We start from the raw sequence: 23009 nt of genomic DNA, 5'->3' as shown, positions 1-23009 counted from the left end.
ATCCGCAGCCAGCGCATTCGTAGCCGTCAGTCATCGGAAGCGATCTCTTTCGCCGTTTCGAGCGCGCCACCTTTGCCGCCGATGGTGACGATGCCTTGGGATGCGAATCGTTCGAGCCACCGGATCACGACTTGCGCTTCCTCAATCGTCGTCATCGTCGTCGCCCCAGGTGGTGGTTTCGCGGCCGTATTGGAGGAGGCCGATGGTGACGTGGATGGGTTGGCCGGTTTTGCCTTCGAGCCAGTAGCGGGTTGTTCCGGTGCCGATGTTTTCGACGCTGGTGGTGGCTGCGATGAGTGCCCAGTCGGTGACGAGTCCGCCTTCGGTGACGTCGGTTATGTGGGCTTCGAGGGCTTTGTAGAGCGCGGCTTTGGTTGCGTCGCTCACTGTTGCTCCTCGTCGTCGCTGAGGTATTCGCTTACGACGTCGCAGCAGATGCCCCAGGTTGGTTCGCCGCAGATCCCGCAGCGTGGCATCAATCCGTTTCGGGGATCCATTCCGCGCCATTCAGGTTCGGTGCGATGCGGCGGTTCACTCCGTCGGTAATGATGTGCACGGGGTCGCCATTCGACCAGTGTCCGCGCAGTTCTTGCTCGCTCATGCTCATGCCTTCCCGTTTCCGAACAGCCACCAGAGGAGTGCGGGGATGCGTGGTCTGGTGTAGATGGTGGCGGTGATGCCGAGGATGAATGCGAGTGTGGGGTAGATCACACAGCCGACGTTGTGGGTTTTATGCCGCATCAGTCTTCGCCGACTTTGCATTCGGTGGGCAGATCCCATGCGCCTTCTTCGGTTGCGGGTTCGGTCCAGTCGACGCGGCGGCGTGGTTCGAGTACGGCTTCTACCCCGAACGTGTCCCGTTCTTTTTGTACGGCAAGGAGATTACGTGCGAGCCATCGCGTGGGCGTCTCGGTCGCCTCGCTGAGTGCAGCGGCCTCTAGTGCATCCTGGTTCGGCTCTCCGGTTTTCCGCGTTGAATGCGTCATTGCCCGGTCCTTACCCTCCAACTCGAAGAGGCTTACGAACGCGCCACGCACCGGAAGCCATTGCCAGCGTCGGAACAGCCCACGACGCCGTACGAGCCAATAGCGGCCATCACCGATAGATGCTCGGCGCTTTGCTGAGTGCGTTTCGGTGCGCCCAGCGTGGCCGGGAATGTCAGGCCGCGTTTCCTTGATCATGACGGGGACTACGGTCGTGCGAGCCATCACCCCTCCAACGCGTGTAGCATGGGATTCGCCATACCCCCCACGCCTCTCACGGAAGCGCACTTGGGGGGTTTTCTCATTCGAGCGTGTATGACAGGTCGAAGATGATTGCCCCGGCCGCTTGTAGGGCCGGGGTGTGGTGTTTGCCGTGGTGAATGCACCAGGACAGTTCGCCGCCGTTTGCGAGTTCGACGAAGATGTACGCCCGCGCCGAGCATTGGTCACATGAGACGTATTCGTCCATGCGCGCACCTTTGCTTCGGTGTTGACCACACTTACGCCGGTTAGCCGTCTGCGTGCGCGGTATTCGGGTGTGCTCGGTGCGTTCGTCCGGACGCGGCCCGAGCAGCCCTACCCCACCGTCGCAACGGGAGGATTCATGCGGCACGGTTGAGCTTCCAGACGCGCCACTCCATAACCGACTTGTTCGACTTCGACAGGTTGCATGCGACACACGCTGGGACAATGTTCGATATGCCAGTTACGCCGCCTCGCGAAACGGGCCAGACGTGGTCTAGATGCATGCCTGCGGTGAGAGATCCGCCGCAGTATGCGCACGCGTTGCGAAACCTGCTGAGAAGGCGCCGCATGTCACGGTCGGTTTGGGCGTACCGGACCGAGTCGCGCCGCTTTTTGGTGTGCTCGCGGACGCACGCGCGGCATACAACTTGGCGCCATACGGACGGCCGGAAGTCTTGATCGCACTCGAGGCAGACCTTGACGGGGTGCTTGTGGTGCGGGTCGCCGTGGCTTCTCTTGCGCTTGAAGTGCCGCTGACACAAACCACCCGTTGCTATGACGCGGGAGCAGTTATCGATCGTGCATCGGGGGCCGTTGTCCGTCCGCCACTGAGAGTAGTGGCGTCCGCATAGGCCGCGCGCGTCGCTGACGCCAAGCGCCTTTTCGCAGCCATCTTTAGCGCACCTCAGGCCGGCGTTCTTGCCGCGGGTGGGCTCCAGGTTCCCGAACTGCCGCCAGTGTCGGTAGTGAGACTGGCATAGACCTTGCGCGGCGTGCCCGTCTAGCGTCTTTGGGCAGCCGGGGAACCGGCATGGCTTGCCGGAGTTCCGATGGCGCAACGGGGTGAACTCGGCGCCTCGCCATTGCTGGCTGTAGTGGCCGCGGCACAGACCCTTGAGGGTGGCCGCGCGGTCGCAGTAGTCGAGCTTGCAGGTAGGCTGAGTCACAGCCGATCTCCTTCTAGCCAAGGTGATTCGGTCAGGCCCGGCGAGTGTTGGTAGCACTCGTTCGGGCCGTTCTCATTCTATCGCCTCGGGCGTCAAACTCCCCGGACTAGGGACATACGCTCGGGCTCGATGGAGAGTCGCGAGTATCCGCCGCAGCTCGTGCACTTGCGCATCGAGTAGGAAAGGACGTTGGCGATGTAGCGACGCCCAGACGGTACGGTTTCGTTCCCACAGCGGTTACAGACGGTGAGCTTGTCTTTGCCATCCACGAACAGGTGCGGGTGGGTCTTCATGTGCGGTCGGAGGGCGTCGAACAGACCTTGGGTGGCGATGACGTCGCCGGCACAGTAGTCGGTGAGTCGCTGCTGGTCTTCGACGGATCCGGCGACTGCGCGGTCCATCGCGTCACGGTCGTACGCGTCGGTCTTGGCGGGTATGCCGAGAATCTGACAGAGCGCGTCGAGGCCCTTGAATGGTGCACCCGACTTGAATTCGCGGCGCATGACCTTGAGCGTGTCGATGGTCTTGAATGGCGGCAGTGGGGGCAGGTTCGGCTTGTGCTTGTGTCCGATGCGCGGGATGTAAAAGTCACCGAGCAGCCACGGCACATCGGCTCCATCGACGTTGTGACCCACGATGATGTCCGCAGATGCCATGAGCGCATGCACGCGCTTGAGGAATGTTCCGCGCCCGCCACGGCCCCATTCGGCGAGGCGGATCACTTCATTGTCGTGATACCACTTGGCGCAGACGATCGTCGTGCGCGGTTCACGGATCACCGTTTCGTGGTGAATGTACCGTTTCTGCAGATCCTTGCGGTCCCACCAAGCCTGTTGCGTGATGCCGGATACTCGCTCGACGTCGAGGATCAGTATCCGGTTTCGGACGGCTGGGTTGATCGTGAACTTGCGTTCAGCGAGTGCCATGTGTGCGCCGCCACTCTGCAATGGTGTCTTTGTTGGCCGGGTAGCCGGTGAAGTTGTCGTCGGGGTCGTCGTCGCGGATCATCTGTGCGATGCGGGCGTTGGGGATCGTCGTGTCTTCGAGCCAACCGTGCACGATGAGGTAGTTTTCGGGGGCGAGTCCGTCGAGCCAGGTTTGGAACTTCGACTTGGGTTCGGTTCTTGCGTACCGTTCTGCGAGAGCCACCGGTGTTACGTCCGTTCGAGTCAGCCAACGAAGCCATCATTCAGTTGTGAAGAGTTGCCCCAGGCCGTCGTACGCGCTACATCGGCCGCTCTCCCGCGCATGGTCGGGATCACTTGGGGTCTTTGGATGTGGTGCTATTTGTCTCTTCCAACTCCTTCGGAGGCGCCCAATTACGGAAGACCCGGCGTCACCACTCCGGACTGGTCTCTTTTTCAATGTGGAGCTGCGCGGAGTCGAACCGCGTGTATCCGACCGAACGCGTCTATTGCGGCGCATCGCCACGACTGGATCGCTCGTGCCGGGCTTTCCTGTCAGCCCCGTGTGCGCCTCAGCCGTTCCTGGCTCGCACGTTTGACGCGGTTAGGCCTGCACTCGGCCATGCGTGTTTGTTCGGTGCACCCTCGCCGGTGCACCGTTTTCGGCCGCGATTGGTCGGCCTTCCTGCGACCCGCCACACGCCCCGCATTCATCGCAGGATCGGACGGGGAGGTCTTATGCGCGCGTTCTTTGGCCGCACAACTCCGGCGTCGAGGGGGAACGCGCAAGCCTCGCCTGTGGGTGGTTCTGCGTTCCACACTCGCTCTGGCAGCTTCAGGAAGGGCAGGTGGTCACGCGATGCGTGCCTCGTGCGGGTTGTTGGAAGCGTGCGGCGGGTGGAACGAAGCATGTTCCGGGGATGACGAAAGCCCCCCACGTGATGTGGAGGGCTTTGTCATGGAACCTGGATAGGCGTAAGCCTACCAGAAGGGTGCGAACGAGTCACGCACCGAATCCGCGGCTACGAATCGCCTCGCCTCCACGCCGAGAATGGATGGCCGCACTGATTGGCTGACCACACGATCCATTCGCGCCCGCAGTGGCCGCACTGCCAGATCGTTCCGTCCGCGTACCACTCGGCGGGAGGCATGCCATCGCACTGGCCTCGCTCACATCCCGCCGGCATTCTCGGCTCGGAGGTGACTGGCCCGCCCATCACAGGCCACCATCCGCGTGGTTGGTGTTCTCAATGTCGGATGCTCGGAAGTACGTGTGCACGTTCCCGTCCCCCGCTCTCAATCTCGCGACCGGCGTCAACCGGCCTTCCTTGACCCACTTCTGCACGGCCCGGACGGTCACCCCTGCCTGTTTCGCGGCTTGCTTGACGTCCAGCAGCGGGTCGAACCACTCCCGCACCGGCAACGCAACCTCCGCGTCCGGTTCGTCGTCGGGGAACACGTACCGGTGCGGTTCCGGCTTGTCCTCGAGACCCCACCGGTCCATCACGTCCTGCACCGACCATGACTCACGCGTCCCATCCGGTGCAGGCTTATGACGGTCGAGGATAAGTTCGCTAAGCCACTCGACACCCGAGTCCTGATTCGCCAACCAGTCGACGTCGGCGCCGATGACCTGTTCGACGGCCATGATCGCGTCGAGGTGGTCCGCGTCGATCACATGCGGCGGGTGAGCAGGCCTCGTGCGCTGATTCTCCCCACCATCACGCCTCGTCCGCGGATCCGTCTTCGAACGCACACGCTCGAGCAGTTCCGGTGCGTCCGACACGAGCCGGCGTGCACGACCCAGGCACCCCGCGCAGATTAACGCACCGTCCGCAGCCTCACGCACCACACACCCACGGCATTCGGTGTCGGTGCATGCGGCCCAGTGCTTCGGGGTGCGTGTGCCATCCTCCGCGACATCGAACGTCCGGCAACCACGCAGGCACTCACGCGCGCCCGTCACTTGCCGTCCCACCCAACACTCTTCGACCCACCCGGGAACGAGATAACCACCTTGCCGTCGTCGATCGTCCACGTCAGCTCCTCAGCGTCCCCGTTCCAGTCGATCGCCTTCGACGTCATGTTCTGAGCGGCGGCGACAAGTTCACCGACGTTCCCCGGGCTGACATGCGCCTCGAAGAACTCCCGCTCGGTCTCCCAGTAGCTCGTCATTTGCTCCACGCTTTCCGTTCGGCCCGGGTGAGAACATCCGCGCACGACCTGCACAGCGCCGTCGAACGCCGAGCCTCACGCGGCACACCACACCTCGGGCACGGCTTGTACGACGTGATGCGCTCCTCAGAACGGGATCGGCTCAGCAATGCCATCACCGCCCCACGTGCCCTGTGCCGGCGGGGTCGACCACGAACCATCCGACGAGACCGGCGCCGACTGACGCTGACCACCCGATGACGACGCGGCACGAGTCACCACAGCCGTCGCGTGACGCAGAGACGGCCCGATCTCATCAACCTCAAGCTCGAGCGTCGTCTTCGTCGCACCCTCACGGTCCTGGTACGAACGCTGCTTGAGCCGCCCGGTCGCGATGACACGGGAACCCTTCGTCAGCGAACCGGCGACGTGCTCGGCGAACTCCCGCCACACACTCGCCCGCAAGAACAGCGGGTCGCCGTCCTTCCACTCGTTCGCCTGGCGATCGAACGTGCGAGGAGTCGACGCGATGGTGAAGTTCGCCACCGGAAGGCCGTTCTGCGTGTAACGCAGCTCGGGATCCGCGGTCAGGTTGCCAATGACGGTCAGGGTCGTTTCGCCGGTCATGCCGACACCTCCTCGATCGTCACGACGTCCTCGAAGTTGACGGTCAGGCCGTCGTCATGCGTGCCAGTGATGAGGGCCGAAGACAGCCACTTGGTGCGCTCGAAGTAGAGCGTCACCGACCGACCACGGTGCGTGATCTGCTCGAGCTTGTCCGTGACCGTGCTGGTGATCAGATCCTTCTTCCACGTGACCGACACCTTCCGGCCGACGTGTTCGCTGGTGAGGTTTCCGGCCTCGATGGTCGTGCTCATTTCTGGTTCTCCTTGGTAGGGGTTTCGGTTGTAGATCTGGAAGCCGGGGCGGTCATGCAGCCCACCCCAGCCGTGAAAGACGACGCGACATCTGCCCGTACTGGCCCGCCTGAGACTTCGACCACGCGGGCACATCCGGGAACCAACGACGGATCGTCTGCTCCGTCACGCCGACCGTGTTCGCCGCTTCCCGAAGCGACGCGCCCTGCTCGATCAGGTCGAGCGCGGTCTGACGGTCAGTGTCGGGGTGACGCGTCTGCCGCTCCTGCTTCAGCCGGCCGGATGCTTGACGCCAACGGGTGACAGTGCGTTCATTCACATGCAGCTCGGCGGCGATCATTCGCGCCGACCAACCCATGTCATCCAGTTCGATGAAGCGCTCGTAGTTGCCGCTCATGCGCTTAGTCCGTTCTCGTCGGCCGCGCACCGATCGCAAGGAAGCGGGTACTCGGCGTGGATCTCGCAGGTCTTCTCTCGGCGGGGCGTCGGGGTCGGCTGTGTGCGCTGTTCCTTCTCCCAGGCGGTACGTGCTCGCCGGTAGTCGCCGCATGCTCGGCAGGGTTGGTCGGTGCCGTTGGGGTGGCTGGGGCAGTACAGGGGGGGCGCGTCAGCGTTCTCCCCTCCTTTCCTTCCTTTCCCTTCCCCTCCCTTCCCTTCCCTCTGAGTTCGTGAATTCCCGCCGTAACTCGCGTGAGTTTCTGCGAGTTCCTGCGAGTCGAGGTGAGCGCACACGGGGCAGCGCGACGTCCAGCGGGTGTCGATGCGCTGGTGGTCACCGAATCTCGGGATGACCAGGAACCCGCGACCGTCCTCGAGAGACATGCGACGCACCCTCCCGGCCTGCACGAGCTGTTGGATCAGGTCGGCGCCGTCGATCGGGTCGGCCGGCATGATCTTGAGCTTGAGGCCGAACGGGTCGTCGGACAGGTGCCCACGGTCGCACGCGTGGTTCCACATGCCGATGTAGAACAGCCGGGTCTCGTACGGCAGCGAGATGATCGCCCCGTCCGTCCAGAACTCCGGCTTAATGGTTCGAATTCTCGGCATCGACGTACACCTCCCCGTCGCGCCAGAAGATCTCTAGGTACTCCGTGATCTCGCCTTCGGGACCATCTGCGCGGAACGCTTCTGAGCGCCTGTTGAAGATCGGTCGGCCGTCCCTGATGGCGCGCGCCTCCTCCGCGGTCGCCTGTTCTCTGGTCGCATACTGGATGACGTATCCGTCATATGCGATCGGCCACCATCCGGCATACTTCTTGTGCTCGCGCATCCGCTTGAATACGTTTGCCGACATGCCGACGTAGAGCAGGCGATGCTGTTCGTCGCATACGTGGTAGACGTCGGTAGGCATGTGGCGCAGGAATCTACGAACCATTACGCACCCCCTTCTCCTTGTGGCAGTCGCATTCCTCGTTCCGGCCGCACCAGGAGAAGGGCAGCCAACAGCAGGAGGGTTTGCAGGGTGTGCGGGGTTTGTCTCGCGGCTGCGTTTCGGGTGCCCACATCACTGGTGCACCTCGCAAAAGTCATCGCAGTCGCCACCCCATGGGTTGAATCCGACCATCCATCCGTGGTCTCGAGCCGCGCGGATTCGGAGTTCGTAGATCGATTCCCGGTCGCGTTGGTGGATGGTTTGCGTGCATCCGGTGGTGTCGCAGGTGATGCACCCGGAACCCGTACTCATGCGGCACCTCGCGAGATGAGAGGTATCGGTCCAACTCGAGGCCATCCGCGGCGCTGACGTCGGTTCGCCACATCCGGCGCGTTCACATCCATTCAGCGATCGCTTCGCGCACTTCGGCGTCGGTCGGCACAAACGGGTCGATCACCTCACATCACCACCCAGCAGCACTGCGAGGTCGGCGAGCGTCATGAAGACGACTTGTTCGGCGGGGTTGGTGGTGCCGCGTCGTTTGGCGACGACGACGGACATGACCGCGTCGTCGTTGCCGCGTTCGATTTCGGCTTCTTTGAGCCAGGGTCCGACCTTGTACTGTCCGCCGTAGTTCTTCGTTTCGATCACGAGACGTCCGCCGAGGGGTGTGCGAACGCCGGTTACGTCGCCTCGATCGTTGGCCCCGTTCTTTGCCCTGCGTTCGATGCGGTCGTCACCCAGGACGGCGGCGAGGTAGCGGACGATGCTGGTTTCGTGGTCGGTGCCGGCTTTCTTGGCGCTGGATCTGTTGCGTCTGGTCCGTTTGGTGCTGGCATCATGAGTGGTGCTCATGGTTCTGGTTCCTTTTGGTAGGGGTTTCGGGGCTGTTGGGTGGGGCTGGTTCGTGTTGGCGCACGAACCAGCCCGTCTCACGAGAGCTAGAGGAGTGAGTAGCCTTTCGTCCAACGCACGGCGCTGATGACCGCGTGCTGCCATGTAGAGCGGTACATTCCCTGCTCCCGGTACCGGCCGTGTTCGTCGATGGTCAGCCGGCGAGTCTTAAACGCAGCCCACAAGCCGCATCCGCAGCGGCACTTGGCGACGTACAGCTTCTGGCGTTGCGTGGTCATGATTCGTTCCTTCCGTTCGTCTTGGCCCATTCGTCGGCTCGCGCGCACCATTCCCGGTATGCGGCGGGTTCGAAGTAGCGGGATGGTTGCCGTTCAACCTCGATCGAGTAACGGCGCCGGCTCTCACCCACAGTCGTCACGAGCCAGACCCCCGTCCGCTCGGACGGGTAACCGCTCGACCGATCTCGAACGTGTGGAGCCCGTCGTGCAGTGGCTCGCGGAAGCATCCGGCCGTCTGTTCCGGGTTCACCGCATCGCACAGGCCGTGCGAGTCGAGACATCCGAAGTTGCCGCACACGTCGCACGCATTGCAGGTGTGCATGGTCGCGTAGGTGGTCGGGATGACCTTCACGGGCGCGGTCATGACGCACTCCCGTCCGGGTGGTTGGTGGCTTCGATCACGTGTACCCATTCCTGTCGTGTGACTTTCGCAAATGACACGTGCCCGGAGTCGAGGAACACGTGGAGGATGTCGCGGAGGTTGGCGTGTTGCGGCTTGATGTGCGACACGACGCCCTCAACACCGTGGTCGATGATCCGGTCGCCGACACGCACCCATTCGACGGGGATGAAACCGGGGACCAGACCACCCAACACACGCCAATCGATCGCCGTGATCTCATCCACCGCCTCGTCGAAGCATGTGCAGCGCCCGTACACGTCGGGGTGAGTGCACCGCCACGAGTGGATGCCGTCGTCGTACTTGTCTGGTTCGTTCGTGATGCCCAGCGAGAGGAGCGCATCGGCTACTTCGGCCCGGGCTGCTTGCGTGCTCATGCCGTCACCCCCGTTCCCGAGGTCAGTGCGGCTTTCCGTGCGTCCTTGACCTGGATCAGCTCGGGCAGGTTCGACTTGCCCTGTCGTGTCACCTGTTCCCACGCGGCTTTCAACGCGTCGAGAGTGTCGGCGGATTGCAGGAGTTCGATGAGCGGGTCAGCCTTGAGCGGTTCGACGGTGAATACGTCCCGCTTGCCCCGTGTCACCTGCAAGGCGACGCGCAACGGTCCATCGATGTGCGACGCGTGCGACAGTCGAATGTCGCCAATCTCAACGCCGCCCCACTTCACCTTGGGATCGCCGAACAGCGTGACCTTGCGGCCGGGGTAGACGCTGGCGTCGCTTCCCCAGCACGCCACCAACAGGCGGCGGACGGTCTTTGCTGGCCTCCACGGTCTGTCGGCTTCGATGAACACGACCTCGATCGGCTGCTCGTCGGACGGACCTTTGCGAACCTCCTGAACGGTCAGTGTCTTGGGTCCGCCGAGGAAGTCTTCGTAGTCGAGCTGCGCCGACTTCGGTGCGAGGGTTTCGGAGATGTCCAATTTCAGATCCTGATCTCATCGAGTTCGGGGCGGCGTTCGGTTGCCGGGTAGCCTTCGGATGCCCGGTGGAATCGGTCGACGATGACGCCGACTTCGGTTTCGAATCGTTCGGCTGTCGCGGCGATCGCTGCGTGCCAGGCGGGGTCGGGGTAGACGCGCTTGACGTACAGGGGCAGGCCGGCGCTGTAGCTCACGTAGTCGATCCATCTGCGGCCGGTGACGAACAGCGCCGCCTGTACCTGGGCCATGTTGGTGGTCGGTACCTTGTCGCTGAGGAAGGCGAGGATCTGACCGTTGGCGCGGCGGCTCTTGATCTCGATGAGACCGTCATCGCCGACGAGACCATCCGGCGAGTATCCGATCCGGTACGTGTCTTCCTCGCGGATCACGAACCCGACTTCGGTGACGGGTGCGTAGTGTTCGGCGTACTTCTCGCGGGCGAACGGCCCGTCGTCAGTGCCCCTCTGCATATCGAAGGAGGGGTGGACGTATTCGACGTGTCCCGTGATGCGCTCGGCGGCGAGGGTCATGATGACGCCGCGTGAGGTGTCGTTGTCTGCGGGCTTGAGCGTGGACGGGGTGATCATTTTTCCGATGACGGATGCGGTGAGGATGCCACGTCTCGCCTCGAGCCATTCGTCGGATCCCTGCACGAGATCCGGGAAAGTGCGGAGTGTCATGACTCGTCACCGTCCAGCCACTTCTGGATCTTCGGGAGCGCCGACTGGTACAGATACTCGGTGTCAGCAGACCCGTCGAACTTGCGGCGGAACGAGCCGACCTGAATGGTCACCTCGTAGTCGCTCTCGGATGTCCACTCGGAATAGCCCACCTCGGTTTCGCGCTCGATGAAGTGCACCGCTCCGGATTCCCCAGTTCTTGCGCGGATGAGGTCGGCGAGGTGTCCAGTGATCAGGTAGTCGCTGTACCGGTCCGGAGGTGGCCACGATCCTTCGTCGTCTTCGTCGGCGGAGGGGTCGGGCCATGAGTTGACGAGTTTTGATTGGGTTGCTTCGGTCATGTCAGTCGTTCTCCTGGAATTCATAGGTGCAGGTGGGGCAGATTCCCTCGATGTCGAGGAGTCCCCAGACGTTGCAGCGGGGGCAGCGTGTCCAGAACGTCGGGTCGCCGGATTTGAGGGGCCAGTAGATCGAGCCGGCACCCTTCCGCAGCTCGGCCAACAGCTCACCCGCGGGCATGTTGTCGATGTCGTGTTGCAGGTTCAGGACGTACTCGATGCCGGCCCACCAGGACGCACGGTGGTACTGCTTCGCTGTTGTGCCGAGCCCGTTCGTGTGGCCGCTGGAGTGCCACATGGCGTCTTCGTGGCGCTGTTGTGCGCGTCCGTGGTCTTCACGGATGCGGGTCATGTCCGCTCTCGGCGCGGTCATTTCTCCACCTCGGCGCAGAGTTGACGGGCGAGTTCGTCCCGTTCGTCCGCGATACGAAGCAGCAGGTCGAGGTCTTCACGACGGACGGAGGCGACGGGAGCCAGATCGCGGCCCTTCATCCACGCGCGAATGTTAGCGAGTCTGCGGGCGTCGCTCTCGGCGCTCACGACCGGGCCTCCCAATCAGGATCAATGACCTTGCCGCATGTGCCGCATACGAGTCCCTCCGGACGGACCAGCGCTTCGCGGTCCTCGCAAGAGCAGTCGTCGGGAGCCTGCACCTCGGGTCCCTGCACACTCGCTCGGTGGGCCTCGTCGTACGCGGCGTTCATCCGACCCGCCTCGCGCACGACGGCCATGGTCTCGGCGTCGAAGTGACGTTCGCTCCTCTCGCCAACCACGGCCCCGCACACGTAGCAGTGTCCGCACTCGTTCGTCCCGCGCCCGTGCTTGCACACGTACTCCGGGTCAATCTTGGCGAGAGCGACAGGGAAGGTGGCGTGCCCCAAACTCACCACGAGGCCGACACGGCCCTTCTTCGCCTTCGGCATCCACATGCGCTGAGGCCACCCGAGGTAGGTGTCCACGAGGCATAGCGCGTCGCCGTCCGCGTCGATGACCCACTCGCCGGGGGTAAGGGCGTCCAGTCCCTCGACGGTCTTGATCACGTTCTCATCGGTCATGTCGTGCTCCTGTTCGCAGGCTCGTAGTTCATCCCGTGCCCCTCGCGTCCGCACGACGGGTGCGTCAGGCCATCGCCATGCCACTCCGCGAAGCCGGTGTGCTGCTCAGGGCACCACTCGCACGGTTCGGTGACCGTCCCGCGTAAGCGAACCTCGAACCGGGAGAACAGTTCGGACGCGAGCAGGTCCGCGTCCTGCACGCCGTCGACATTGACGCCTCCGGTGTGCAGCAGGAACCGCACCGCTTCGCGTACGTCGTCGGCGGGCGGGGAAGGCAGGGTGGCGAGAGCGTCGGCGTCGTGCGCGGCCAGCCACTGATCGAACTGCCGCCCGGCGTACTCGACATCGGCTGCGGTCGGCATCTTCGCGATCGAACCGTCCTCGAAGTATGCGGTCGGGCCATGAGAGTAGTGACGACGCACATACTCGGTATTCACCCGGGTCGGGCTTGACGTGCTCATGACTTCCCCTGCTTCCGGTAGATGCGCGCGCCGATGGTGATGCACGCGGCGGTGACGAATGCGACACACGCGAGGACGGCCGCAACATCGACGTGTCCCCGCATGATCGCGACGGTTGTGAGTGCGCCACCGAGGAGGAGCGCGTACAGGACGGTCTTGCCGGCGTCGTTCACCACGGGATCACCGCCGCACCGATGAGCAGGCTGAGTGCGGGGATGAACGCGGCTTCGGCGAGACGTTGCGTGATGTTGCGGTTGAGACGGAGCGCGGTCACGGCGGCCTCGTGTGCAGCCTTCGCAGCCTTGGGTTCCGGGATCGGGTCGAGGATGTTCACGACGCCACCACCAGTCGCTCAGACTTCACATGCCTGTCGTAGATGACGATGGATCCTGCTACCGCAACGTTCATCGATTGCGGCTGAGGGGTCGGTATTTCGATAAGCGCGTGGCACATGTCCCGCACGTGAGACGGGAGCCCAGCGTCTTCGGCACCGAGTAGATACGCCGCTCGCTCGGGGTGCTGGAACCTGTCAACACGTTGCCCGCGCGGATCAAGCTCGACACCCACGAGCGGGCAGGAGTCGGGAAGGTGGTTGACTGCATCGTCGATCGTCTCGAAGTGAAACAGTGGGATGTGTCGGGGAGTTCGCGGGGTGTCGCTTGCTTGCGGGCGGTATCGCCTGCCGACTGTGAACACGTACGCCGCGTCGTACAGGTACGCAGTTCTCAGCAGAGAACCGACATTTGCTTCCGTCTTCGGGCGGTAGATTCCGACCGCAAAGAATCCACGGTGATTTCGAGATTGTTCGCTGCGGGTCACGACGCCACCGCCTCTCCCAGAGCCGGGATGACGACGTACTCGCGTGCCACACGTGCCGTTGCGACGAACTCGATCACGCCGAGATCGCCGACCGCGAACAGCCGCGACTGTGCATCCTCGACGAGTTCCGTTGACGGAGCGTCGAACAGGTCGGCGTACTTCTCGACCGTCGCACGATCCTTCACGGGGAACATAAACCGGATACCAGCGTCGTCGCCCAGGTTCTCGGCGATCCAGGGGTTCTCGCGGACCAGTTCGGTGAATCCGCGGAGTGCGACGATGATGGCGTCCACGGTTCGGTTGACGGGTACTCTGTTGTTGGTGGGCATCTGTACTGCCCTCCTTCCTTTACGGTCCGCCCCTGGCTGCAATCCGGGGGCGGGTCTGTGTATGGGGTCAGGCGCGATCGGAAGCGTCTTCGTCAAAGCCGACGGGCACGTACTCGCGCCACGGGTGAGCCTCGCGGAGCGCGCGCAGGTTCCACTTGGCGGTCTCGACATCATGGAAGTAATGAGTCCACGTATCGCCCTCTGGGTAACCCTCGATGATCGCGAACTGCGTCATCACGCGACCTCGAAGCTGTCGATGTACGCGTCCAGGTCGGCGACGTCGATGAGGATGTCTCGCCCGTTCTTGCGCGCCGGGATGGTGTTGTTCCGCACGGCGTTCGCGATCTTGTAGTACGAGATGCCGCAGTACTCCGCGGCTTCTTCACGCGTGTACATGCGCTTGCTGGGGGCGGTCATCGTGCCGCCGCCTCGAGCAGGTTGGTGTCGGTTGCTGCGGAGAGCTTTCTCAGCTCTGCGAGGGTCCAGGAGCCGTCACGGAGACGGCGGTCGAGGGTGGTGTAGGGGATGCCGGATGCTGATGCAGCGGCTCGGATGGAGGGGAAGTTGTCCTCGATCGCGGTTCTGACTGCGTCAGTAACCGGGTCTGTGATCTGATCCATGCAGAGCACACTACGCCTGCTCTCTACAGAGCACAACCCAAATGGGCTGAAATGGCTACCATGATCTGTATGGAGAAGAGCAAGCTGAACGACGCCGACAAGGCGTACGCCAAAGCGGTAGGTGCCGCGCTCAAGGTCGAGAAGGACCGAACGAAGCTCACCTTCGACGACCTCGCCGAGATCTCCGGCGTCCCCCGTGCGACGGTTTCACGCACCCTCTACGGCACCGGCGACTCGAAGATCTCAGACATTCGCCGTATCGCTGAGGCTCTTGATGTGCCGCTGTCGAAGATCTGGGCAGCGGCCGACAAGGCGACCGGGAAGAAGTAGCGAACCCTACTGAGCTACGGCGTTCGCCTCTACCCCGTAGGTGGCTTCGTCGTCGGCGCCGAAGATCGACGCGTACATCTCCCCCGGTGTCACTCCCACGGCTCGGGCGGCGCGGATCAGTTCGGTCAAGGTTGAATCGTCGTTGATTCTGGTCACAGTGTCCCCCTGCTGTGCTGTCCCCTCGGGCGAGGGATGACGGTTGTTTCTGGTGTTACCCAGGGCGAGACGGCTAACTGTACGTGACTGCACGGACATAGAACAGATGTTCGATCGAAAGTGAACTGTTCTATGTGCTGGCTATGTGCGAAAGGGCGGTAATGGTGTATGGCGGGCCAGGATTGGCGAAAATGGTTGGCTGAGACAACAAAGGGCGAGTCTCACCAGTCCATCTCACGCAGGATCGGCCTCGGCGCGACAACCGTGGGTAGGTGGGTGCGCGCCGGTCAGATCCCCGCCGACGGTGCAATATTGATCGCTCGTGCGTACGGTGCAGACCCCGTGTTGGCCTTGTTGCGCACGGGCTGGTTGCACGAGACGGACTTCACCGAGGGCGGGTTGCGTAGCGCCGTGTCTGTCGCGCCGTCGAGCTTCCTGACCGAGGAGCTGCATCTACGCGCGCAACGGCTGGGAGACGACAAGCCGGCGTTGTGATCAGTGTGGATCACGGGTAGTGTGATCTGTATGGGAATGCCCGGGGAGTGCGTGAACACTCGACCCGGGCCTGCCGACCATATCGACTCAACCGAATGGAGGGCTGCCATGCAGTCTACCGAAACCCTGTCCACACATGAGCAAGGGGCGCGCAACTAATGGGCCGCGAGGTTCGCCGCGTTCCGGCGAACTTCGATTGGCCTCTCGACAAGGTCTGGGAGGGTTTCATGATGCCTGAGTGGCTTCGCGCGGACTCGTGCCCAGACTGCGAGCACGGCCTGTCCGCCGATGGCAAGCGACTCCAAGACGAGTGGTATGGATACCGCCCGTTCGACCCGGCCAGCACGGGCTCATCGCCCTACACCGTCGAGACACCGGCCGTGCGTGCCTTCGCAGAGCGGAACGTCGAGCGTTCACCGGAGTTTTACGGTTCCGGCGAGAGTGTGATCGTCCGCGAGGCCGAGCGCCTGCTGGCCCACTGGAACAAGCAGTGGATGCACCACCTCTCGCAGCAGGACGTCGACACACTCGTGGCCGAGGACCGCCTGTGGGAGTTAACACGCGTCTTCGTTCCCGGGTCCGGCTGGCAGGACCGAGAGGAGCCCTACCACCCGACCGCCGCCGAGGTGAACGCGTGGTCCCTGGGCGGCTTCGGGCACGACTCGATCAACGCTCACATCGTCATCCGCGCGCGGTGCGAGCGCGAAGGGCTGACGTACGTATGCGGCACGTGTGGCGGTTCCGCCAGCCGCGAGCGGTTCGTGGGCCAAGGGGCGATCGCTGAAGCCTGGAGCGCGATCGAACCGCCGACCGGCGAGTGGTGGCAGATCTGGGAAACAGTCAGCGAGGGTTCGCCCATCACCCCCGCCTACGAGAGCGCCGAGGATCTCGCCCGCCACTACGCGATCAAGAATCACGGGGATGTCGCGGCTACCCTGGCGTGGATCACCGGGGATGGGTGGGCGCCATCCGGCATCGCGCAGGGCGGGGCATTCCACTCCGCCGATCAGATCATCACCCAGGCGCACGGCGACTGACACTCGACGACGAAACGCCCCGGCTGACCATGATGGTCGCCGGGGCGTTCTACGTGTGCCCCCGGCAGGGATCGAACCTGCGGCCCTCGCCACCGGAAGACGATGCTCTATCCACTGAGCTACGGAGGCAAAACACATTGGGCACCAGTTGGGGTACTCCGTGTTTGGTTTTTCTGCGTGTTTCCGCCATAGTACAGGCATGAACGTTGGTACCGGAAACCAACGCTCTATCCCCTGAGCTACGGAGGCGGACCGGTCAAGGTTAGCATCGTGGCAGACGCGCCCCCGACCGGGGAGACGGGGTCACTCGTCGCCGATGACCCCGATGCCGGTGGCCTGGTGGTCGGCGTCCGGGTCGTCGCCGGAGGGCGCCTTCGACTGCTCGTCCACGTCGTTCGTCTGGCTGGGCGCCACCGTCTGGTCGTCGCCGAGGTCCTCGGAGTCGTCGGCCGGGCCGGTGTTCTGCGGATCGCTCATGGTCGTTCCCTTCGTTGGCGGATCCCCAGCGTCGCAGGGTCGGCCGCACGGGCGCAGAGGCTTGACCCGCCGGTGGAAGACCGTTCAGCGACCGCCGCGCACCCACCCGCGGAGTCGGTCGGCGATCGGGCGGACCAACGACACGCGGCGCCCCGCGGCGGTGACGGTCAGCCGGTCGCCGTCGATCACGGCCTCACCGCGCACGGAGGCCGCGCCGACCGCGACGTAGGTCCGCAACAGCATCGCCGCCTCCGCGCGCGTGGAGGTGGCGTCGTCGAGGCGCGCGCGGTGCCCGGAATGCACGCGCACCGAGAACCACCGGGTGCCCGGGGTCGAGACGATCGCCCACCGTTCCCCCGCCGACAGCCGAACGAACGCCTCTCCCTCGGACAGCCCCGTCTCCGGAGACAGGTCGGCGTACTCCGCGACCAGTTCTTCCAGAGCCGTCAGTGCCTCGGCGGCCGTGACGAAGTCCTCTCGCCCGGCGCTCAGCCCGCCCCACTCGAACTTGCGGTCGCGGGTCATGGCATCCCCCGAGAGTCGACGGTGATCGGCATGACGCGAGCGTAACCTCCGCCGCACCCCGGAGGACGCGGTCGTGCCCCTACGATGAGCGGCATGCTGACCTCCTCGCCGAACACCATCTTCGACCAGACGTCGATCTTCGCGCTGAACACCACCAACTCGCTCATCGGGCTGGCGATCTACGTCCTCGCGGTCGTCGCGCTGTGGCGCATCTTCACGAAGGCCGGATACCCGGGCTGGCTCGCCATCATCCCGATCGTCAACGCGATCTTCCTCGTGAAGATCGCCGGGTTCTCGGGCTGGATGTCGCTGCTCTACCTGATCCCGATCGTGAACATCGTCTTCCACATCATCGTCGCCATCCGCCTCGGGCGGGCCTTCGGCCACGGCGGGTTCTTCTCGTTCTTCCTCCTGGTGGTGTTCTGGGTCATCGGCTACCTCATCGTCGGTTTCAGCGACGACAAGTACCGTCCCGAGCGCATCTGAGCGCCCGGCGTCACCCGGCGGCCGCCGCCTTCTCCCGCGCTGACGCGCGCAGTCCCGCCGCCAAACGTGCTGCCCGGGCGACGGTCAGCCCGGGCGCGTAGCAACGCATCAGAGCGAGTCCGACGGCCGGGAGCTGCGCGGGGTCGGGGTACACCATCCACATCGGGGCGAACTCCGGCTGGAACTTCTTCTTGAAGTTCGCCAGCGACCGGAAGCCGTACGCGGGCTCCAGCAGGACGCTCAGCTGACGGAGGAAGCGCTCGACGGCATCCGACTCGGCATCCACCTCGTCCCGGTGGAAAGCGAGGGGCGAACCTGACAGGCTCAGCACGGCGCACCCCTCGCCGCGAAGGCGTTCGACCACGGCGCCGATGACGAACTCCATCACGCCGTTCATCGCGTCGTGCCGGCGACGCATGACGTCCAGGGCATATCCCTGCACGAGGGATGCCGCATACACGGGGATCCAGCTCGTCACCGCGACCACGCGGTGCTGCGCGTCGCGCGCGATCATGAGGCGGACCGCGGGGTCGGTCATCTGCTCGACGCCGCCGAGGGTGAACTCCATCTCGGGGATGGTCTTGTCCGCGACCCACGCCTCCGAGATCTCGCGGATCTGCGCCCGGTCCCGGAACGAGAGCTCGGACCACCGGGTCCATTCCGCCCGCACGCCCTCCCGTGCGGCGCGGTGGGTGGCGGTGCGCACATCCTGTCGCTTCTTGCCCGCGGGGGTCCAGGTCGCCGGGTCGAGGCGGGCTTCCTCGGCCACCTGGGTCCTTCTCCACCCGAGCTCGTCGAGGGTGGCGCTCTCGGCGTCGTCGACGCTGTAGAAGACCGGTGTCCAGCCGCGTTCGCCGCAGAAATCCACGAACGCGCGGGCGACCCCCGGATCGGTGCGATCACGGCCGAACGCGCCGCCGAGCGTCACCGCGATGCGGCCGCGGACGCGGTAGGCGATCGCGGCGTCGACGCCGGGGGCGAACCAGTAGGCATTGCCGGTCCACGTCGTCATGAACGACAGCGCCCCGCCACCGCCCCGTTCGAGCACCGCGCGCGCCCGTGCGCGATCACCCGCATGCGCCGCCGACCCCGGGCTCAGGACGAACCGCACGGAGGCGACGACGCAGACGGCCCAGAAGACCGCGGACGGCAGGTACCAGAGCGCCTGCGCCCACCCCGTCACGGGAACGAAGGCGATCGACTCGCTCGGCAGGAGCGACGGAGGGACCAGCCGCAGGACGGTGGCGCGGAGCACGGCCCCGGCCCCGGGCTCAGGGCTGAAGTGGTGCGAGAACGCCATCGTCCCGACGAGCGACGTGACGAAGGTGCCGACACCGGCGAGACCGACGGTCCCCAGGAACAGCGACCGTGCCCCGGGAGCCGATCCGATCCGCGCGGCCCGGCGGAAGACGAAGAGCGTCACCGCGACCGCGAGCGGCACGAGCGCCCCCACCGCCACCCCGACCAGGATCTGCCACACCGCCGACGCGGCATCCGCGTCGCGAGTGACCGCGAGCGCCGCCAGCGTGTCGGGCTCGGTGACGGCGAAGACGTACATCATTCCCGCGAACACCAGCAGGTTCACCGCGATCGCGATGCCCAGCGCGCCCCGGCGCCCACGGAGGATGCCCCAGGATGCCACGAGCAGCACCGCCAGCGGGAGCGCGGCGATCCATCCGGCGTTCGCCTGCAGCGGGCCGGTCGACCATCCCGCCGGGGAGCACGCGAGGAGCTCCGACCCCACGACGCACACCTGTCCGTCCACCACGGTGAGCGGGTCGTAGGACAGCCACCCGTAGACGGACAGCAGACCCGCCCCGCTCCCCCACAACGTCGCGACCACCGGGCCGACGGCGGTCACCGCGGTCAGCGCGGCCAGGAGGACGCGCGTCTCGTGGTGCGAGCTGCGGTGGACGCGCAGCGTGACCGGGCGACCGCCGAGGAGAAGGCCCAGCGCGAGGCCGACCGGGAGGGCGAGGAGCGTGTACAGGTCGCTCGCCGACGCCGAGTACAGGAACAGGGTGAGGGCGATCACGGCGCTCGCCCACCGCACGCGCCGGCGCCACAGCGCGCCGACGAAGCCGCTCGCGGTCATCGCGACGACCAGGAGCGCCGCGATCGGGGGCGCTCCCGTGAACACCTCCGAGTTCAGCGGCAGGCCCGGAAGGACGGCGCTCTCGACCGCGCCGATCAGCAATCCCGCCACGGACGTCGCCAGACCGCCGCCCATGAAGGCCACGAGCAGGCGACGGGCACCCAGGACACGCTCGGCGAGACCGCCACCGACGAGGACGGCGACGAGGACGATCGGCAGCAGCACCGGTTGATCGACCGTGAACAGACTCCGCACCAACTCCCGGACGTCGAACGGCCCGTCGCCGAGCAGGACGCTGCCGCGGAACTGCACGAGACTGACCAGCAGGATGACGGCTGCGAGCGCGGCACTGGCCCGTGGCATCCGGATGATCCGTCGCGGAGAGGGCGGCGCGCCCGCGGGCGAGGACGCCGACGCGCGGGACGTCGAGGGCGTCGCGATGACGGGCGGGGGCGAGGCGACGGCGGTCGGCGGCATGGGGCTCCGATCGGGTGAGCGTCGATCGAGGGAGGACGATCCGACGACTCATCGTCTCTTCGGCACCGGGCCGGCGTCATCCGCCCCGGGGTGTATCCGCCCCCGCTGAGCGGCGGGGGCCTGTCGACGGGAGCGTCAGGAGGAGCGGAACACGTCGACGCCCGGCGCGCGATCGGTCGCGGCGGCCAGAAGCGCGACGACGCCCAGCCCGAGCGTGGGCGCGAGGGCACTGACCCACCCGATCAAACCCACCGCCACGAGGACCGCCTGGTCCGCACCCGCGGCGCCGAGAGCGACCCACACGACCTGCACGAGCACGGCACCGCCCACGCTGATCCCGAGCGCCCACATCGGAGCCCAGCGCCAGCGCGCAGGCACGGCGCCCAGGCGCGCGATCTGGGTCGCTGCGATCAGGCCGGCGGCGATCGACACGGCCGCCCCCGTCCAGCTCACGGCGAAGGCCTGCCACTCCGTCGACGGCTCGGACGACACGACCTGCACCGGAGCGAGGTTGTAGGAGAGGTTCACGACGAGCGGCGCGAGGGCCAGCACGATCAGAGCGGTCAGTCCCAGCGGCCGCCGCGCGACAACGCTCCCGGCCCTGCGGAACCCGAAGGCGAACACCAGGATGCCGAGGGCCCACACGACATCGATCAGGGTCTGGGTCACCACCGGCGAGCCGACCATCTGCGCGCCCCCGAGGCGCAGGACACCGCACACCGCGAGCAGGATTCCCCCGACACGCCACGTCGCGCTCCGCTTCCCCATGTCCTCCACCCTACGGGGAGCGTCGGGGAGCGTTCGAGGCGTGCGTCAGGCCTGCGTGGGCTGGTCGAAGTCCCAGTCCACGGGTTCGTCCTCGTCCGATGAGACCGGCTCCACCACGCGCAACGCCGATCGCGGGAACAGCCGGTGGTTACGGAGATCCTCCGACCACGCCGCGAAGTCGGGCTCCTCGCCCGCCCATTCCACCGGAGCCGACAGCACGTCGTTGCCGACGCCGATGACGAGTTCCGCCTGCGCGACCTTCTTGTCCTCCGTGACGATCGGGATGCTCACGGCCTCGGCCTGACCCTCCTTCGCCACCGCGGCGGTCAGCTCCACGAGGGACGACGCCACATCATCGGTGGTGATCACGGTCTCGCCGGCGTAGGTCACACATCTCATGCGTCCAGCGTCGTCGTTCGCGTCGCCTCGTCGAGGCGGGTTGCGCGAGGCGAGGCGAGTGGGATACGCACCCGTCAATCGCGGCGCTGTGCGGAGCGGAACATCGCGGCATCGAGCTCGAACCACACCGCGCGCACGGTGTCGAACTCGGCGAACCGCTCGGGAGCCGGTTCGTCGAGGCTGAGGCGGTATCCGCGTGGGAGGTCATCCACGTGCTGTCCGTCGCGCGGTCCGCCGACGAGCACGTAGATCACGGCGAAGCTGCGGATCCGGCGTCGACGGCGACTCCGTCGACCGCGTCGCTCATGCGGTGCAGGAAGTCCACGACGACCGCGGACTCCTCGGCCGACATCTCGATCACGGCCGAGAGCATGCGGTCGTGCATGTTGCCGAGGGTCTGACGCACCTCGGCGTGGGCACGGTCGGTCGCCTGGATGAAGATGCTGCGACGGTCGTCGGGATTGGCCGTCCGCGTGATGTGCCCCGATCGCTCGAGGCGGTCGAGGATCGCCGTCGTCGACGCGGTGGAGAGGCCGAGGTAGCGAGTGAGCTCACCGGGACGCACCCGGCGGTTGGGCTCCCGCAGCAGATAACGCAGGACGAGCAGTTCGTTCTCGCCCATCGACATGGATTCGCGCGTGCGCCGACGCATCGCGAGTTCCGCCGCCCGGTAGACGCGCAGCGCCTCGAGCACGGCCTTGCTCCGAACCCGGCGGTCGGCGGGCTCGCCTCCGTACCAGTAGGTGCCCGAGTCACGGTCTCCGCCAGGAGAGAGGCTCTGCGACACCGCACGCATGTCCGTCATGGTGTACGCCCCTTGCTGTCGATCCCGTCATAGTACAACGAAACAAATAGTTCGACAAACTAGTTACTAAGCGAGTATGTTCTTCATGCAGCTAAACCAACGAAGGGAGTCCCCCATGGGTCACCTCTACTACGGCACGACGCCCGAGCCCATCCGCATCCCGGATCGCCTCCTGTCGCACCTCAAGGTGGTCGTCGCCACCAAGCTCCGCCGCAGCGAAAGCTTCACCGTGAGCTGGACCCACGTCGACGGCGCCCCCGGTCGTTCCACCCTGTGGCTGCAGCCGGCGATCCCCCTGCGCTTCGTCTTCGACAGCGCGGAACCGGAGCAGCTGAACGCTCAGACGCTCAAGGACATGGCGGACATGGCCAACTCCTCGGCCGGCCTCATGGTCGCCCTCGACGCCGAGATCCCCGCGACGGCCGCGCCGGTGCGCACTTCCGCCCCTGCACCCCGCCGGTCGACGCTGCGAACGGCGGCCTGAGGATGGAGACACGC

46 protein-coding genes and 1 tRNA gene are annotated in these 23009 nt (G+C 65.3%); 5 read left to right on the top strand and 42 right to left on the bottom strand.

Annotation, left to right across the window (positions count from 1 at the left end; genetic code table 11):
* Positions 1–26: 26 nt before the first annotated feature.
* The 33 genes from P8R59_RS11290 to P8R59_RS11135 form a co-directional block, all read right to left on the bottom strand.
* Positions 27–155 carry a hypothetical protein gene (locus tag P8R59_RS11290; protein WP_278101151.1) on the bottom strand — a complete coding sequence of 43 codons (129 nt, stop codon included), beginning with the start codon at positions 153–155 and terminating at the stop codon, positions 27–29.
* Positions 142–387 (bottom strand): hypothetical protein, encoded by a 246-nt coding sequence (locus P8R59_RS11285; protein ID WP_278101150.1) that lies wholly within the window; start codon positions 385–387, stop codon positions 142–144. Before P8R59_RS11285 ends, P8R59_RS11290 begins: the two co-directional genes overlap by 14 nt.
* Positions 388–475: 88 nt before the next feature.
* Positions 476–601, bottom strand: a complete 126-nt coding sequence (locus tag P8R59_RS11280; RefSeq protein ID WP_278101149.1) for a hypothetical protein — start codon at positions 599–601, stop codon at positions 476–478.
* Positions 602–740: 139 nt separating this feature from the next.
* Positions 741–1208: a hypothetical protein gene (locus P8R59_RS11275; protein WP_278101148.1), complete on the bottom strand. Its 468-nt coding sequence runs from the start codon at positions 1206–1208 to the stop codon at positions 741–743.
* Between the two features lie 76 nt (positions 1209–1284).
* A complete protein-coding gene (locus P8R59_RS11270; protein WP_278101147.1) occupies positions 1285–1452 on the bottom strand; it encodes a DUF7455 domain-containing protein in 168 nt (55 codons plus the stop codon).
* A gap of 133 nt (positions 1453–1585) precedes the next feature.
* Positions 1586–1798 (bottom strand): HNH endonuclease, encoded by a 213-nt coding sequence (locus P8R59_RS19255; RefSeq protein WP_431606892.1) that lies wholly within the window; start codon positions 1796–1798, stop codon positions 1586–1588.
* A 689-nt stretch (positions 1799–2487) separates the two neighbouring features.
* On the bottom strand, positions 2488–3321 hold the full coding sequence (locus P8R59_RS11265) for a hypothetical protein (RefSeq protein WP_278101146.1): 834 nt from the start codon (positions 3319–3321) through the stop codon (positions 2488–2490).
* Positions 3308–3544 (bottom strand): hypothetical protein, encoded by a 237-nt coding sequence (locus P8R59_RS11260; protein ID WP_278101145.1) that lies wholly within the window; start codon positions 3542–3544, stop codon positions 3308–3310. The genes P8R59_RS11265 and P8R59_RS11260 overlap by 14 nt, the downstream gene beginning before the upstream one ends.
* Before the next feature lie 972 nt (positions 3545–4516).
* Positions 4517–4978, bottom strand: a complete 462-nt coding sequence (locus P8R59_RS11255) for a helix-turn-helix domain-containing protein (RefSeq protein ID WP_278101144.1) — start codon at positions 4976–4978, stop codon at positions 4517–4519.
* A gap of 284 nt (positions 4979–5262) precedes the next feature.
* On the bottom strand, positions 5263–5475 hold the full coding sequence (locus tag P8R59_RS11250) for a hypothetical protein (protein ID WP_278101143.1): 213 nt from the start codon (positions 5473–5475) through the stop codon (positions 5263–5265).
* Positions 5476–5601: 126 nt separating this feature from the next.
* Positions 5602–6081 carry a single-stranded DNA-binding protein gene (locus tag P8R59_RS11245; RefSeq protein ID WP_278101142.1) on the bottom strand — a complete coding sequence of 160 codons (480 nt, stop codon included), beginning with the start codon at positions 6079–6081 and terminating at the stop codon, positions 5602–5604.
* A complete protein-coding gene (locus tag P8R59_RS11240; RefSeq protein ID WP_278101141.1) occupies positions 6078–6332 on the bottom strand; it encodes a hypothetical protein in 255 nt (84 codons plus the stop codon). Before P8R59_RS11240 ends, P8R59_RS11245 begins: the two co-directional genes overlap by 4 nt.
* Before the next feature lie 52 nt (positions 6333–6384).
* Complete coding sequence (locus tag P8R59_RS11235; RefSeq protein ID WP_278101140.1) at positions 6385–6729, bottom strand: helix-turn-helix domain-containing protein; 345 nt, start codon at positions 6727–6729, stop codon at positions 6385–6387.
* Entirely contained in the window at positions 6726–7379 is a 654-nt protein-coding gene (locus P8R59_RS11230; RefSeq protein WP_278101139.1) for a hypothetical protein, read from the bottom strand. The genes P8R59_RS11235 and P8R59_RS11230 overlap by 4 nt, the downstream gene beginning before the upstream one ends.
* Positions 7357–7683 carry a GIY-YIG nuclease family protein gene (locus P8R59_RS11225; protein ID WP_278101138.1) on the bottom strand — a complete coding sequence of 109 codons (327 nt, stop codon included), beginning with the start codon at positions 7681–7683 and terminating at the stop codon, positions 7357–7359. The genes P8R59_RS11230 and P8R59_RS11225 overlap by 23 nt, the downstream gene beginning before the upstream one ends.
* 474 nt (positions 7684–8157) lie before the next feature.
* On the bottom strand, positions 8158–8559 hold the full coding sequence (locus P8R59_RS11220; protein ID WP_278101137.1) for a hypothetical protein: 402 nt from the start codon (positions 8557–8559) through the stop codon (positions 8158–8160).
* 86 nt (positions 8560–8645) lie between these two features.
* The gene (locus P8R59_RS11215; RefSeq protein WP_278101136.1) at positions 8646–8837 is read right to left on the bottom strand and encodes a hypothetical protein; all 192 of its coding nucleotides are present in this window, start codon (positions 8835–8837) and stop codon (positions 8646–8648) included.
* Between the two features lie 136 nt (positions 8838–8973).
* Entirely contained in the window at positions 8974–9201 is a 228-nt protein-coding gene (locus P8R59_RS11210; RefSeq protein ID WP_278101135.1) for a hypothetical protein, read from the bottom strand.
* Positions 9198–9614: a hypothetical protein gene (locus P8R59_RS11205; RefSeq protein WP_278101134.1), complete on the bottom strand. Its 417-nt coding sequence runs from the start codon at positions 9612–9614 to the stop codon at positions 9198–9200. Before P8R59_RS11205 ends, P8R59_RS11210 begins: the two co-directional genes overlap by 4 nt.
* Complete coding sequence (locus tag P8R59_RS11200; protein WP_278101133.1) at positions 9611–10159, bottom strand: hypothetical protein; 549 nt, start codon at positions 10157–10159, stop codon at positions 9611–9613. Before P8R59_RS11200 ends, P8R59_RS11205 begins: the two co-directional genes overlap by 4 nt.
* A 2-nt stretch (positions 10160–10161) precedes the next feature.
* The gene (locus P8R59_RS11195) at positions 10162–10839 is read right to left on the bottom strand and encodes a lambda exonuclease family protein (RefSeq protein WP_278101132.1); all 678 of its coding nucleotides are present in this window, start codon (positions 10837–10839) and stop codon (positions 10162–10164) included.
* Positions 10836–11180 carry a hypothetical protein gene (locus P8R59_RS11190; RefSeq protein WP_278101131.1) on the bottom strand — a complete coding sequence of 115 codons (345 nt, stop codon included), beginning with the start codon at positions 11178–11180 and terminating at the stop codon, positions 10836–10838. The genes P8R59_RS11195 and P8R59_RS11190 overlap by 4 nt, the downstream gene beginning before the upstream one ends.
* Position 11181: 1 nt before the next feature.
* Entirely contained in the window at positions 11182–11550 is a 369-nt protein-coding gene (locus tag P8R59_RS11185; RefSeq protein WP_278101130.1) for a hypothetical protein, read from the bottom strand.
* Positions 11547–11717, bottom strand: a complete 171-nt coding sequence (locus P8R59_RS11180; RefSeq protein ID WP_278101129.1) for a hypothetical protein — start codon at positions 11715–11717, stop codon at positions 11547–11549. The genes P8R59_RS11185 and P8R59_RS11180 overlap by 4 nt, the downstream gene beginning before the upstream one ends.
* Complete coding sequence (locus P8R59_RS11175) at positions 11714–12232, bottom strand: hypothetical protein (RefSeq protein WP_278101128.1); 519 nt, start codon at positions 12230–12232, stop codon at positions 11714–11716. The genes P8R59_RS11180 and P8R59_RS11175 overlap by 4 nt, the downstream gene beginning before the upstream one ends.
* Positions 12229–12693 (bottom strand): hypothetical protein, encoded by a 465-nt coding sequence (locus tag P8R59_RS11170; protein ID WP_278101127.1) that lies wholly within the window; start codon positions 12691–12693, stop codon positions 12229–12231. Before P8R59_RS11170 ends, P8R59_RS11175 begins: the two co-directional genes overlap by 4 nt.
* Positions 12690–12869 carry a hypothetical protein gene (locus P8R59_RS11165; RefSeq protein ID WP_278101126.1) on the bottom strand — a complete coding sequence of 60 codons (180 nt, stop codon included), beginning with the start codon at positions 12867–12869 and terminating at the stop codon, positions 12690–12692. Before P8R59_RS11165 ends, P8R59_RS11170 begins: the two co-directional genes overlap by 4 nt.
* On the bottom strand, positions 12863–13027 hold the full coding sequence (locus P8R59_RS11160; RefSeq protein ID WP_278101125.1) for a hypothetical protein: 165 nt from the start codon (positions 13025–13027) through the stop codon (positions 12863–12865). The genes P8R59_RS11165 and P8R59_RS11160 overlap by 7 nt, the downstream gene beginning before the upstream one ends.
* Complete coding sequence (locus tag P8R59_RS11155; RefSeq protein WP_278101124.1) at positions 13024–13512, bottom strand: RNA methyltransferase; 489 nt, start codon at positions 13510–13512, stop codon at positions 13024–13026. Before P8R59_RS11155 ends, P8R59_RS11160 begins: the two co-directional genes overlap by 4 nt.
* Positions 13509–13841, bottom strand: a complete 333-nt coding sequence (locus tag P8R59_RS11150) for a hypothetical protein (protein WP_278101123.1) — start codon at positions 13839–13841, stop codon at positions 13509–13511. Before P8R59_RS11150 ends, P8R59_RS11155 begins: the two co-directional genes overlap by 4 nt.
* A 67-nt stretch (positions 13842–13908) precedes the next feature.
* Complete coding sequence (locus tag P8R59_RS11145) at positions 13909–14076, bottom strand: hypothetical protein (RefSeq protein ID WP_278101122.1); 168 nt, start codon at positions 14074–14076, stop codon at positions 13909–13911.
* Positions 14076–14258 (bottom strand): helix-turn-helix domain-containing protein, encoded by a 183-nt coding sequence (locus P8R59_RS11140; protein WP_278101121.1) that lies wholly within the window; start codon positions 14256–14258, stop codon positions 14076–14078. Before P8R59_RS11140 ends, P8R59_RS11145 begins: the two co-directional genes overlap by 1 nt.
* Positions 14255–14461 (bottom strand): hypothetical protein, encoded by a 207-nt coding sequence (locus P8R59_RS11135; RefSeq protein ID WP_278101120.1) that lies wholly within the window; start codon positions 14459–14461, stop codon positions 14255–14257. Before P8R59_RS11135 ends, P8R59_RS11140 begins: the two co-directional genes overlap by 4 nt.
* A 69-nt stretch (positions 14462–14530) precedes the next feature.
* Here P8R59_RS11135 and P8R59_RS11130 point away from each other — a divergent pair, with 69 nt between their 5' ends.
* A complete protein-coding gene (locus P8R59_RS11130) occupies positions 14531–14791 on the top strand; it encodes a helix-turn-helix domain-containing protein (protein WP_278101119.1) in 261 nt (86 codons plus the stop codon).
* Between the two features lie 6 nt (positions 14792–14797).
* Here the strand turns inward: P8R59_RS11130 and P8R59_RS11125 are convergent, their stop codons facing one another.
* Positions 14798–14920 carry a hypothetical protein gene (locus tag P8R59_RS11125; protein ID WP_278101118.1) on the bottom strand — a complete coding sequence of 41 codons (123 nt, stop codon included), beginning with the start codon at positions 14918–14920 and terminating at the stop codon, positions 14798–14800.
* Positions 14921–15223: 303 nt separating this feature from the next.
* Here P8R59_RS11125 and P8R59_RS11120 point away from each other — a divergent pair, with 303 nt between their 5' ends.
* Both P8R59_RS11120 and P8R59_RS11115 read left to right on the top strand, forming a co-directional pair.
* Positions 15224–15442, top strand: a complete 219-nt coding sequence (locus tag P8R59_RS11120) for a hypothetical protein (RefSeq protein ID WP_278101117.1) — start codon at positions 15224–15226, stop codon at positions 15440–15442.
* Positions 15443–15600: 158 nt separating this feature from the next.
* Entirely contained in the window at positions 15601–16479 is an 879-nt protein-coding gene (locus P8R59_RS11115; protein ID WP_278101116.1) for a hypothetical protein, read from the top strand.
* A 56-nt stretch (positions 16480–16535) separates the two neighbouring features.
* On the opposite strand, the gene P8R59_RS11110 is transcribed toward P8R59_RS11115, so the two are convergent.
* The 3 genes from P8R59_RS11110 to P8R59_RS11100 form a co-directional block, all read right to left on the bottom strand.
* Positions 16536–16608: transfer RNA gene (locus tag P8R59_RS11110), tRNA-Arg, on the bottom strand.
* 174 nt (positions 16609–16782) lie between these two features.
* Complete coding sequence (locus tag P8R59_RS11105; RefSeq protein WP_278101115.1) at positions 16783–16956, bottom strand: hypothetical protein; 174 nt, start codon at positions 16954–16956, stop codon at positions 16783–16785.
* Positions 16957–17040: 84 nt separating this feature from the next.
* Positions 17041–17481, bottom strand: a complete 441-nt coding sequence (locus P8R59_RS11100) for a hypothetical protein (RefSeq protein ID WP_278101114.1) — start codon at positions 17479–17481, stop codon at positions 17041–17043.
* Positions 17482–17574: 93 nt separating this feature from the next.
* On the opposite strand from P8R59_RS11100, the gene P8R59_RS11095 reads away from it, so the two are divergent.
* Complete coding sequence (locus P8R59_RS11095) at positions 17575–17967, top strand: DUF5684 domain-containing protein (protein WP_175627568.1); 393 nt, start codon at positions 17575–17577, stop codon at positions 17965–17967.
* A 10-nt stretch (positions 17968–17977) separates the two neighbouring features.
* Here the strand turns inward: P8R59_RS11095 and P8R59_RS11090 are convergent, their stop codons facing one another.
* From P8R59_RS11090 to P8R59_RS11070, 5 genes are all read right to left on the bottom strand, one after another.
* Positions 17978–20539, bottom strand: coding sequence for a bifunctional lysylphosphatidylglycerol flippase/synthetase MprF (locus tag P8R59_RS11090; RefSeq protein ID WP_278101113.1), 2562 nt, complete (start codon positions 20537–20539; stop codon positions 17978–17980).
* Between the two features lie 135 nt (positions 20540–20674).
* On the bottom strand, positions 20675–21307 hold the full coding sequence (locus tag P8R59_RS11085) for a hypothetical protein (protein WP_278101112.1): 633 nt from the start codon (positions 21305–21307) through the stop codon (positions 20675–20677).
* Between the two features lie 45 nt (positions 21308–21352).
* Positions 21353–21706 carry a hypothetical protein gene (locus tag P8R59_RS11080; RefSeq protein ID WP_278101111.1) on the bottom strand — a complete coding sequence of 118 codons (354 nt, stop codon included), beginning with the start codon at positions 21704–21706 and terminating at the stop codon, positions 21353–21355.
* Positions 21707–21780: 74 nt separating this feature from the next.
* Positions 21781–21918 (bottom strand): hypothetical protein, encoded by a 138-nt coding sequence (locus tag P8R59_RS11075; RefSeq protein ID WP_278101110.1) that lies wholly within the window; start codon positions 21916–21918, stop codon positions 21781–21783.
* Positions 21919–21956: 38 nt separating this feature from the next.
* Positions 21957–22511: a MarR family winged helix-turn-helix transcriptional regulator gene (locus P8R59_RS11070; RefSeq protein WP_341210500.1), complete on the bottom strand. Its 555-nt coding sequence runs from the start codon at positions 22509–22511 to the stop codon at positions 21957–21959.
* Between the two features lie 115 nt (positions 22512–22626).
* On the opposite strand from P8R59_RS11070, the gene P8R59_RS11065 reads away from it, so the two are divergent.
* The gene (locus P8R59_RS11065) at positions 22627–22995 is read left to right on the top strand and encodes a hypothetical protein (protein ID WP_278101109.1); all 369 of its coding nucleotides are present in this window, start codon (positions 22627–22629) and stop codon (positions 22993–22995) included.
* Positions 22996–23009 lie beyond the last annotated feature (14 nt).

The organism is Microbacterium proteolyticum (genome assembly GCF_029639405.1).
Taxonomy (GTDB): Bacteria; Actinomycetota; Actinomycetes; order Actinomycetales; family Microbacteriaceae; genus Microbacterium.
Note: the sequence above shows the minus strand (reverse complement) of the source record. Positions and strands in the feature narration are given on the sequence as shown.

Excerpts from the sequence above, each read along its gene's own strand:
- P8R59_RS11145 (WP_278101122.1), bottom strand. The coding sequence starts at position 14,076 with ATGACGCAGTTCGCGATCATCGAGGGTTACCCAGAGGGCGATACGTGG.
- P8R59_RS11185 (WP_278101130.1), bottom strand. The coding sequence starts at position 11,550 with ATGACCGCGCCGAGAGCGGACATGACCCGCATCCGTGAAGACCACGGA.
- P8R59_RS11170 (WP_278101127.1), bottom strand. The coding sequence starts at position 12,693 with ATGAGCACGTCAAGCCCGACCCGGGTGAATACCGAGTATGTGCGTCGT.
- P8R59_RS11230 (WP_278101139.1), bottom strand. The coding sequence starts at position 7,379 with ATGCCGAGAATTCGAACCATTAAGCCGGAGTTCTGGACGGACGGGGCG.
- P8R59_RS11095 (WP_175627568.1), top strand. The coding sequence starts at position 17,575 with ATGCTGACCTCCTCGCCGAACACCATCTTCGACCAGACGTCGATCTTC.
- P8R59_RS11150 (WP_278101123.1), bottom strand. The coding sequence starts at position 13,841 with ATGCCCACCAACAACAGAGTACCCGTCAACCGAACCGTGGACGCCATC.
- P8R59_RS11195 (WP_278101132.1), bottom strand. The coding sequence starts at position 10,839 with ATGACACTCCGCACTTTCCCGGATCTCGTGCAGGGATCCGACGAATGG.
- P8R59_RS11250 (WP_278101143.1), bottom strand. The coding sequence starts at position 5,475 with ATGACGAGCTACTGGGAGACCGAGCGGGAGTTCTTCGAGGCGCATGTC.
- P8R59_RS11210 (WP_278101135.1), bottom strand. The coding sequence starts at position 9,201 with ATGACCGCGCCCGTGAAGGTCATCCCGACCACCTACGCGACCATGCAC.
- P8R59_RS19255 (WP_431606892.1), bottom strand. The coding sequence starts at position 1,798 with ATGCGGCGCCTTCTCAGCAGGTTTCGCAACGCGTGCGCATACTGCGGC.
- P8R59_RS11115 (WP_278101116.1), top strand. The coding sequence starts at position 15,601 with ATGGGCCGCGAGGTTCGCCGCGTTCCGGCGAACTTCGATTGGCCTCTC.
- P8R59_RS11220 (WP_278101137.1), bottom strand. The coding sequence starts at position 8,559 with ATGAGCACCACTCATGATGCCAGCACCAAACGGACCAGACGCAACAGA.
- P8R59_RS11270 (WP_278101147.1), bottom strand. The coding sequence starts at position 1,452 with ATGGACGAATACGTCTCATGTGACCAATGCTCGGCGCGGGCGTACATC.
- P8R59_RS11225 (WP_278101138.1), bottom strand. The coding sequence starts at position 7,683 with ATGCCTACCGACGTCTACCACGTATGCGACGAACAGCATCGCCTGCTC.
- P8R59_RS11090 (WP_278101113.1), bottom strand. The coding sequence starts at position 20,539 with ATGCCGCCGACCGCCGTCGCCTCGCCCCCGCCCGTCATCGCGACGCCC.
- P8R59_RS11240 (WP_278101141.1), bottom strand. The coding sequence starts at position 6,332 with ATGAGCACGACCATCGAGGCCGGAAACCTCACCAGCGAACACGTCGGC.
- P8R59_RS11065 (WP_278101109.1), top strand. The coding sequence starts at position 22,627 with ATGGGTCACCTCTACTACGGCACGACGCCCGAGCCCATCCGCATCCCG.
- P8R59_RS11215 (WP_278101136.1), bottom strand. The coding sequence starts at position 8,837 with ATGACCACGCAACGCCAGAAGCTGTACGTCGCCAAGTGCCGCTGCGGA.
- P8R59_RS11235 (WP_278101140.1), bottom strand. The coding sequence starts at position 6,729 with ATGAGCGGCAACTACGAGCGCTTCATCGAACTGGATGACATGGGTTGG.
- P8R59_RS11085 (WP_278101112.1), bottom strand. The coding sequence starts at position 21,307 with ATGGGGAAGCGGAGCGCGACGTGGCGTGTCGGGGGAATCCTGCTCGCG.
- P8R59_RS11070 (WP_341210500.1), bottom strand. The coding sequence starts at position 22,511 with ATGACGGACATGCGTGCGGTGTCGCAGAGCCTCTCTCCTGGCGGAGAC.
- P8R59_RS11245 (WP_278101142.1), bottom strand. The coding sequence starts at position 6,081 with ATGACCGGCGAAACGACCCTGACCGTCATTGGCAACCTGACCGCGGAT.
- P8R59_RS11290 (WP_278101151.1), bottom strand. The coding sequence starts at position 155 with ATGACGACGATTGAGGAAGCGCAAGTCGTGATCCGGTGGCTCGAACGA.
- P8R59_RS11205 (WP_278101134.1), bottom strand. The coding sequence starts at position 9,614 with ATGAGCACGCAAGCAGCCCGGGCCGAAGTAGCCGATGCGCTCCTCTCG.
- P8R59_RS11175 (WP_278101128.1), bottom strand. The coding sequence starts at position 12,232 with ATGACCGATGAGAACGTGATCAAGACCGTCGAGGGACTGGACGCCCTT.
- P8R59_RS11275 (WP_278101148.1), bottom strand. The coding sequence starts at position 1,208 with ATGGCTCGCACGACCGTAGTCCCCGTCATGATCAAGGAAACGCGGCCT.
- P8R59_RS11280 (WP_278101149.1), bottom strand. The coding sequence starts at position 601 with ATGAGCGAGCAAGAACTGCGCGGACACTGGTCGAATGGCGACCCCGTG.
- P8R59_RS11100 (WP_278101114.1), bottom strand. The coding sequence starts at position 17,481 with ATGACCCGCGACCGCAAGTTCGAGTGGGGCGGGCTGAGCGCCGGGCGA.
- P8R59_RS11265 (WP_278101146.1), bottom strand. The coding sequence starts at position 3,321 with ATGGCACTCGCTGAACGCAAGTTCACGATCAACCCAGCCGTCCGAAAC.
- P8R59_RS11190 (WP_278101131.1), bottom strand. The coding sequence starts at position 11,180 with ATGACCGAAGCAACCCAATCAAAACTCGTCAACTCATGGCCCGACCCC.
- P8R59_RS11135 (WP_278101120.1), bottom strand. The coding sequence starts at position 14,461 with ATGGATCAGATCACAGACCCGGTTACTGACGCAGTCAGAACCGCGATC.
- P8R59_RS11105 (WP_278101115.1), bottom strand. The coding sequence starts at position 16,956 with ATGAGCGATCCGCAGAACACCGGCCCGGCCGACGACTCCGAGGACCTC.
- P8R59_RS11140 (WP_278101121.1), bottom strand. The coding sequence starts at position 14,258 with ATGACCGCCCCCAGCAAGCGCATGTACACGCGTGAAGAAGCCGCGGAG.
- P8R59_RS11130 (WP_278101119.1), top strand. The coding sequence starts at position 14,531 with ATGGAGAAGAGCAAGCTGAACGACGCCGACAAGGCGTACGCCAAAGCG.
- P8R59_RS11080 (WP_278101111.1), bottom strand. The coding sequence starts at position 21,706 with ATGAGATGTGTGACCTACGCCGGCGAGACCGTGATCACCACCGATGAT.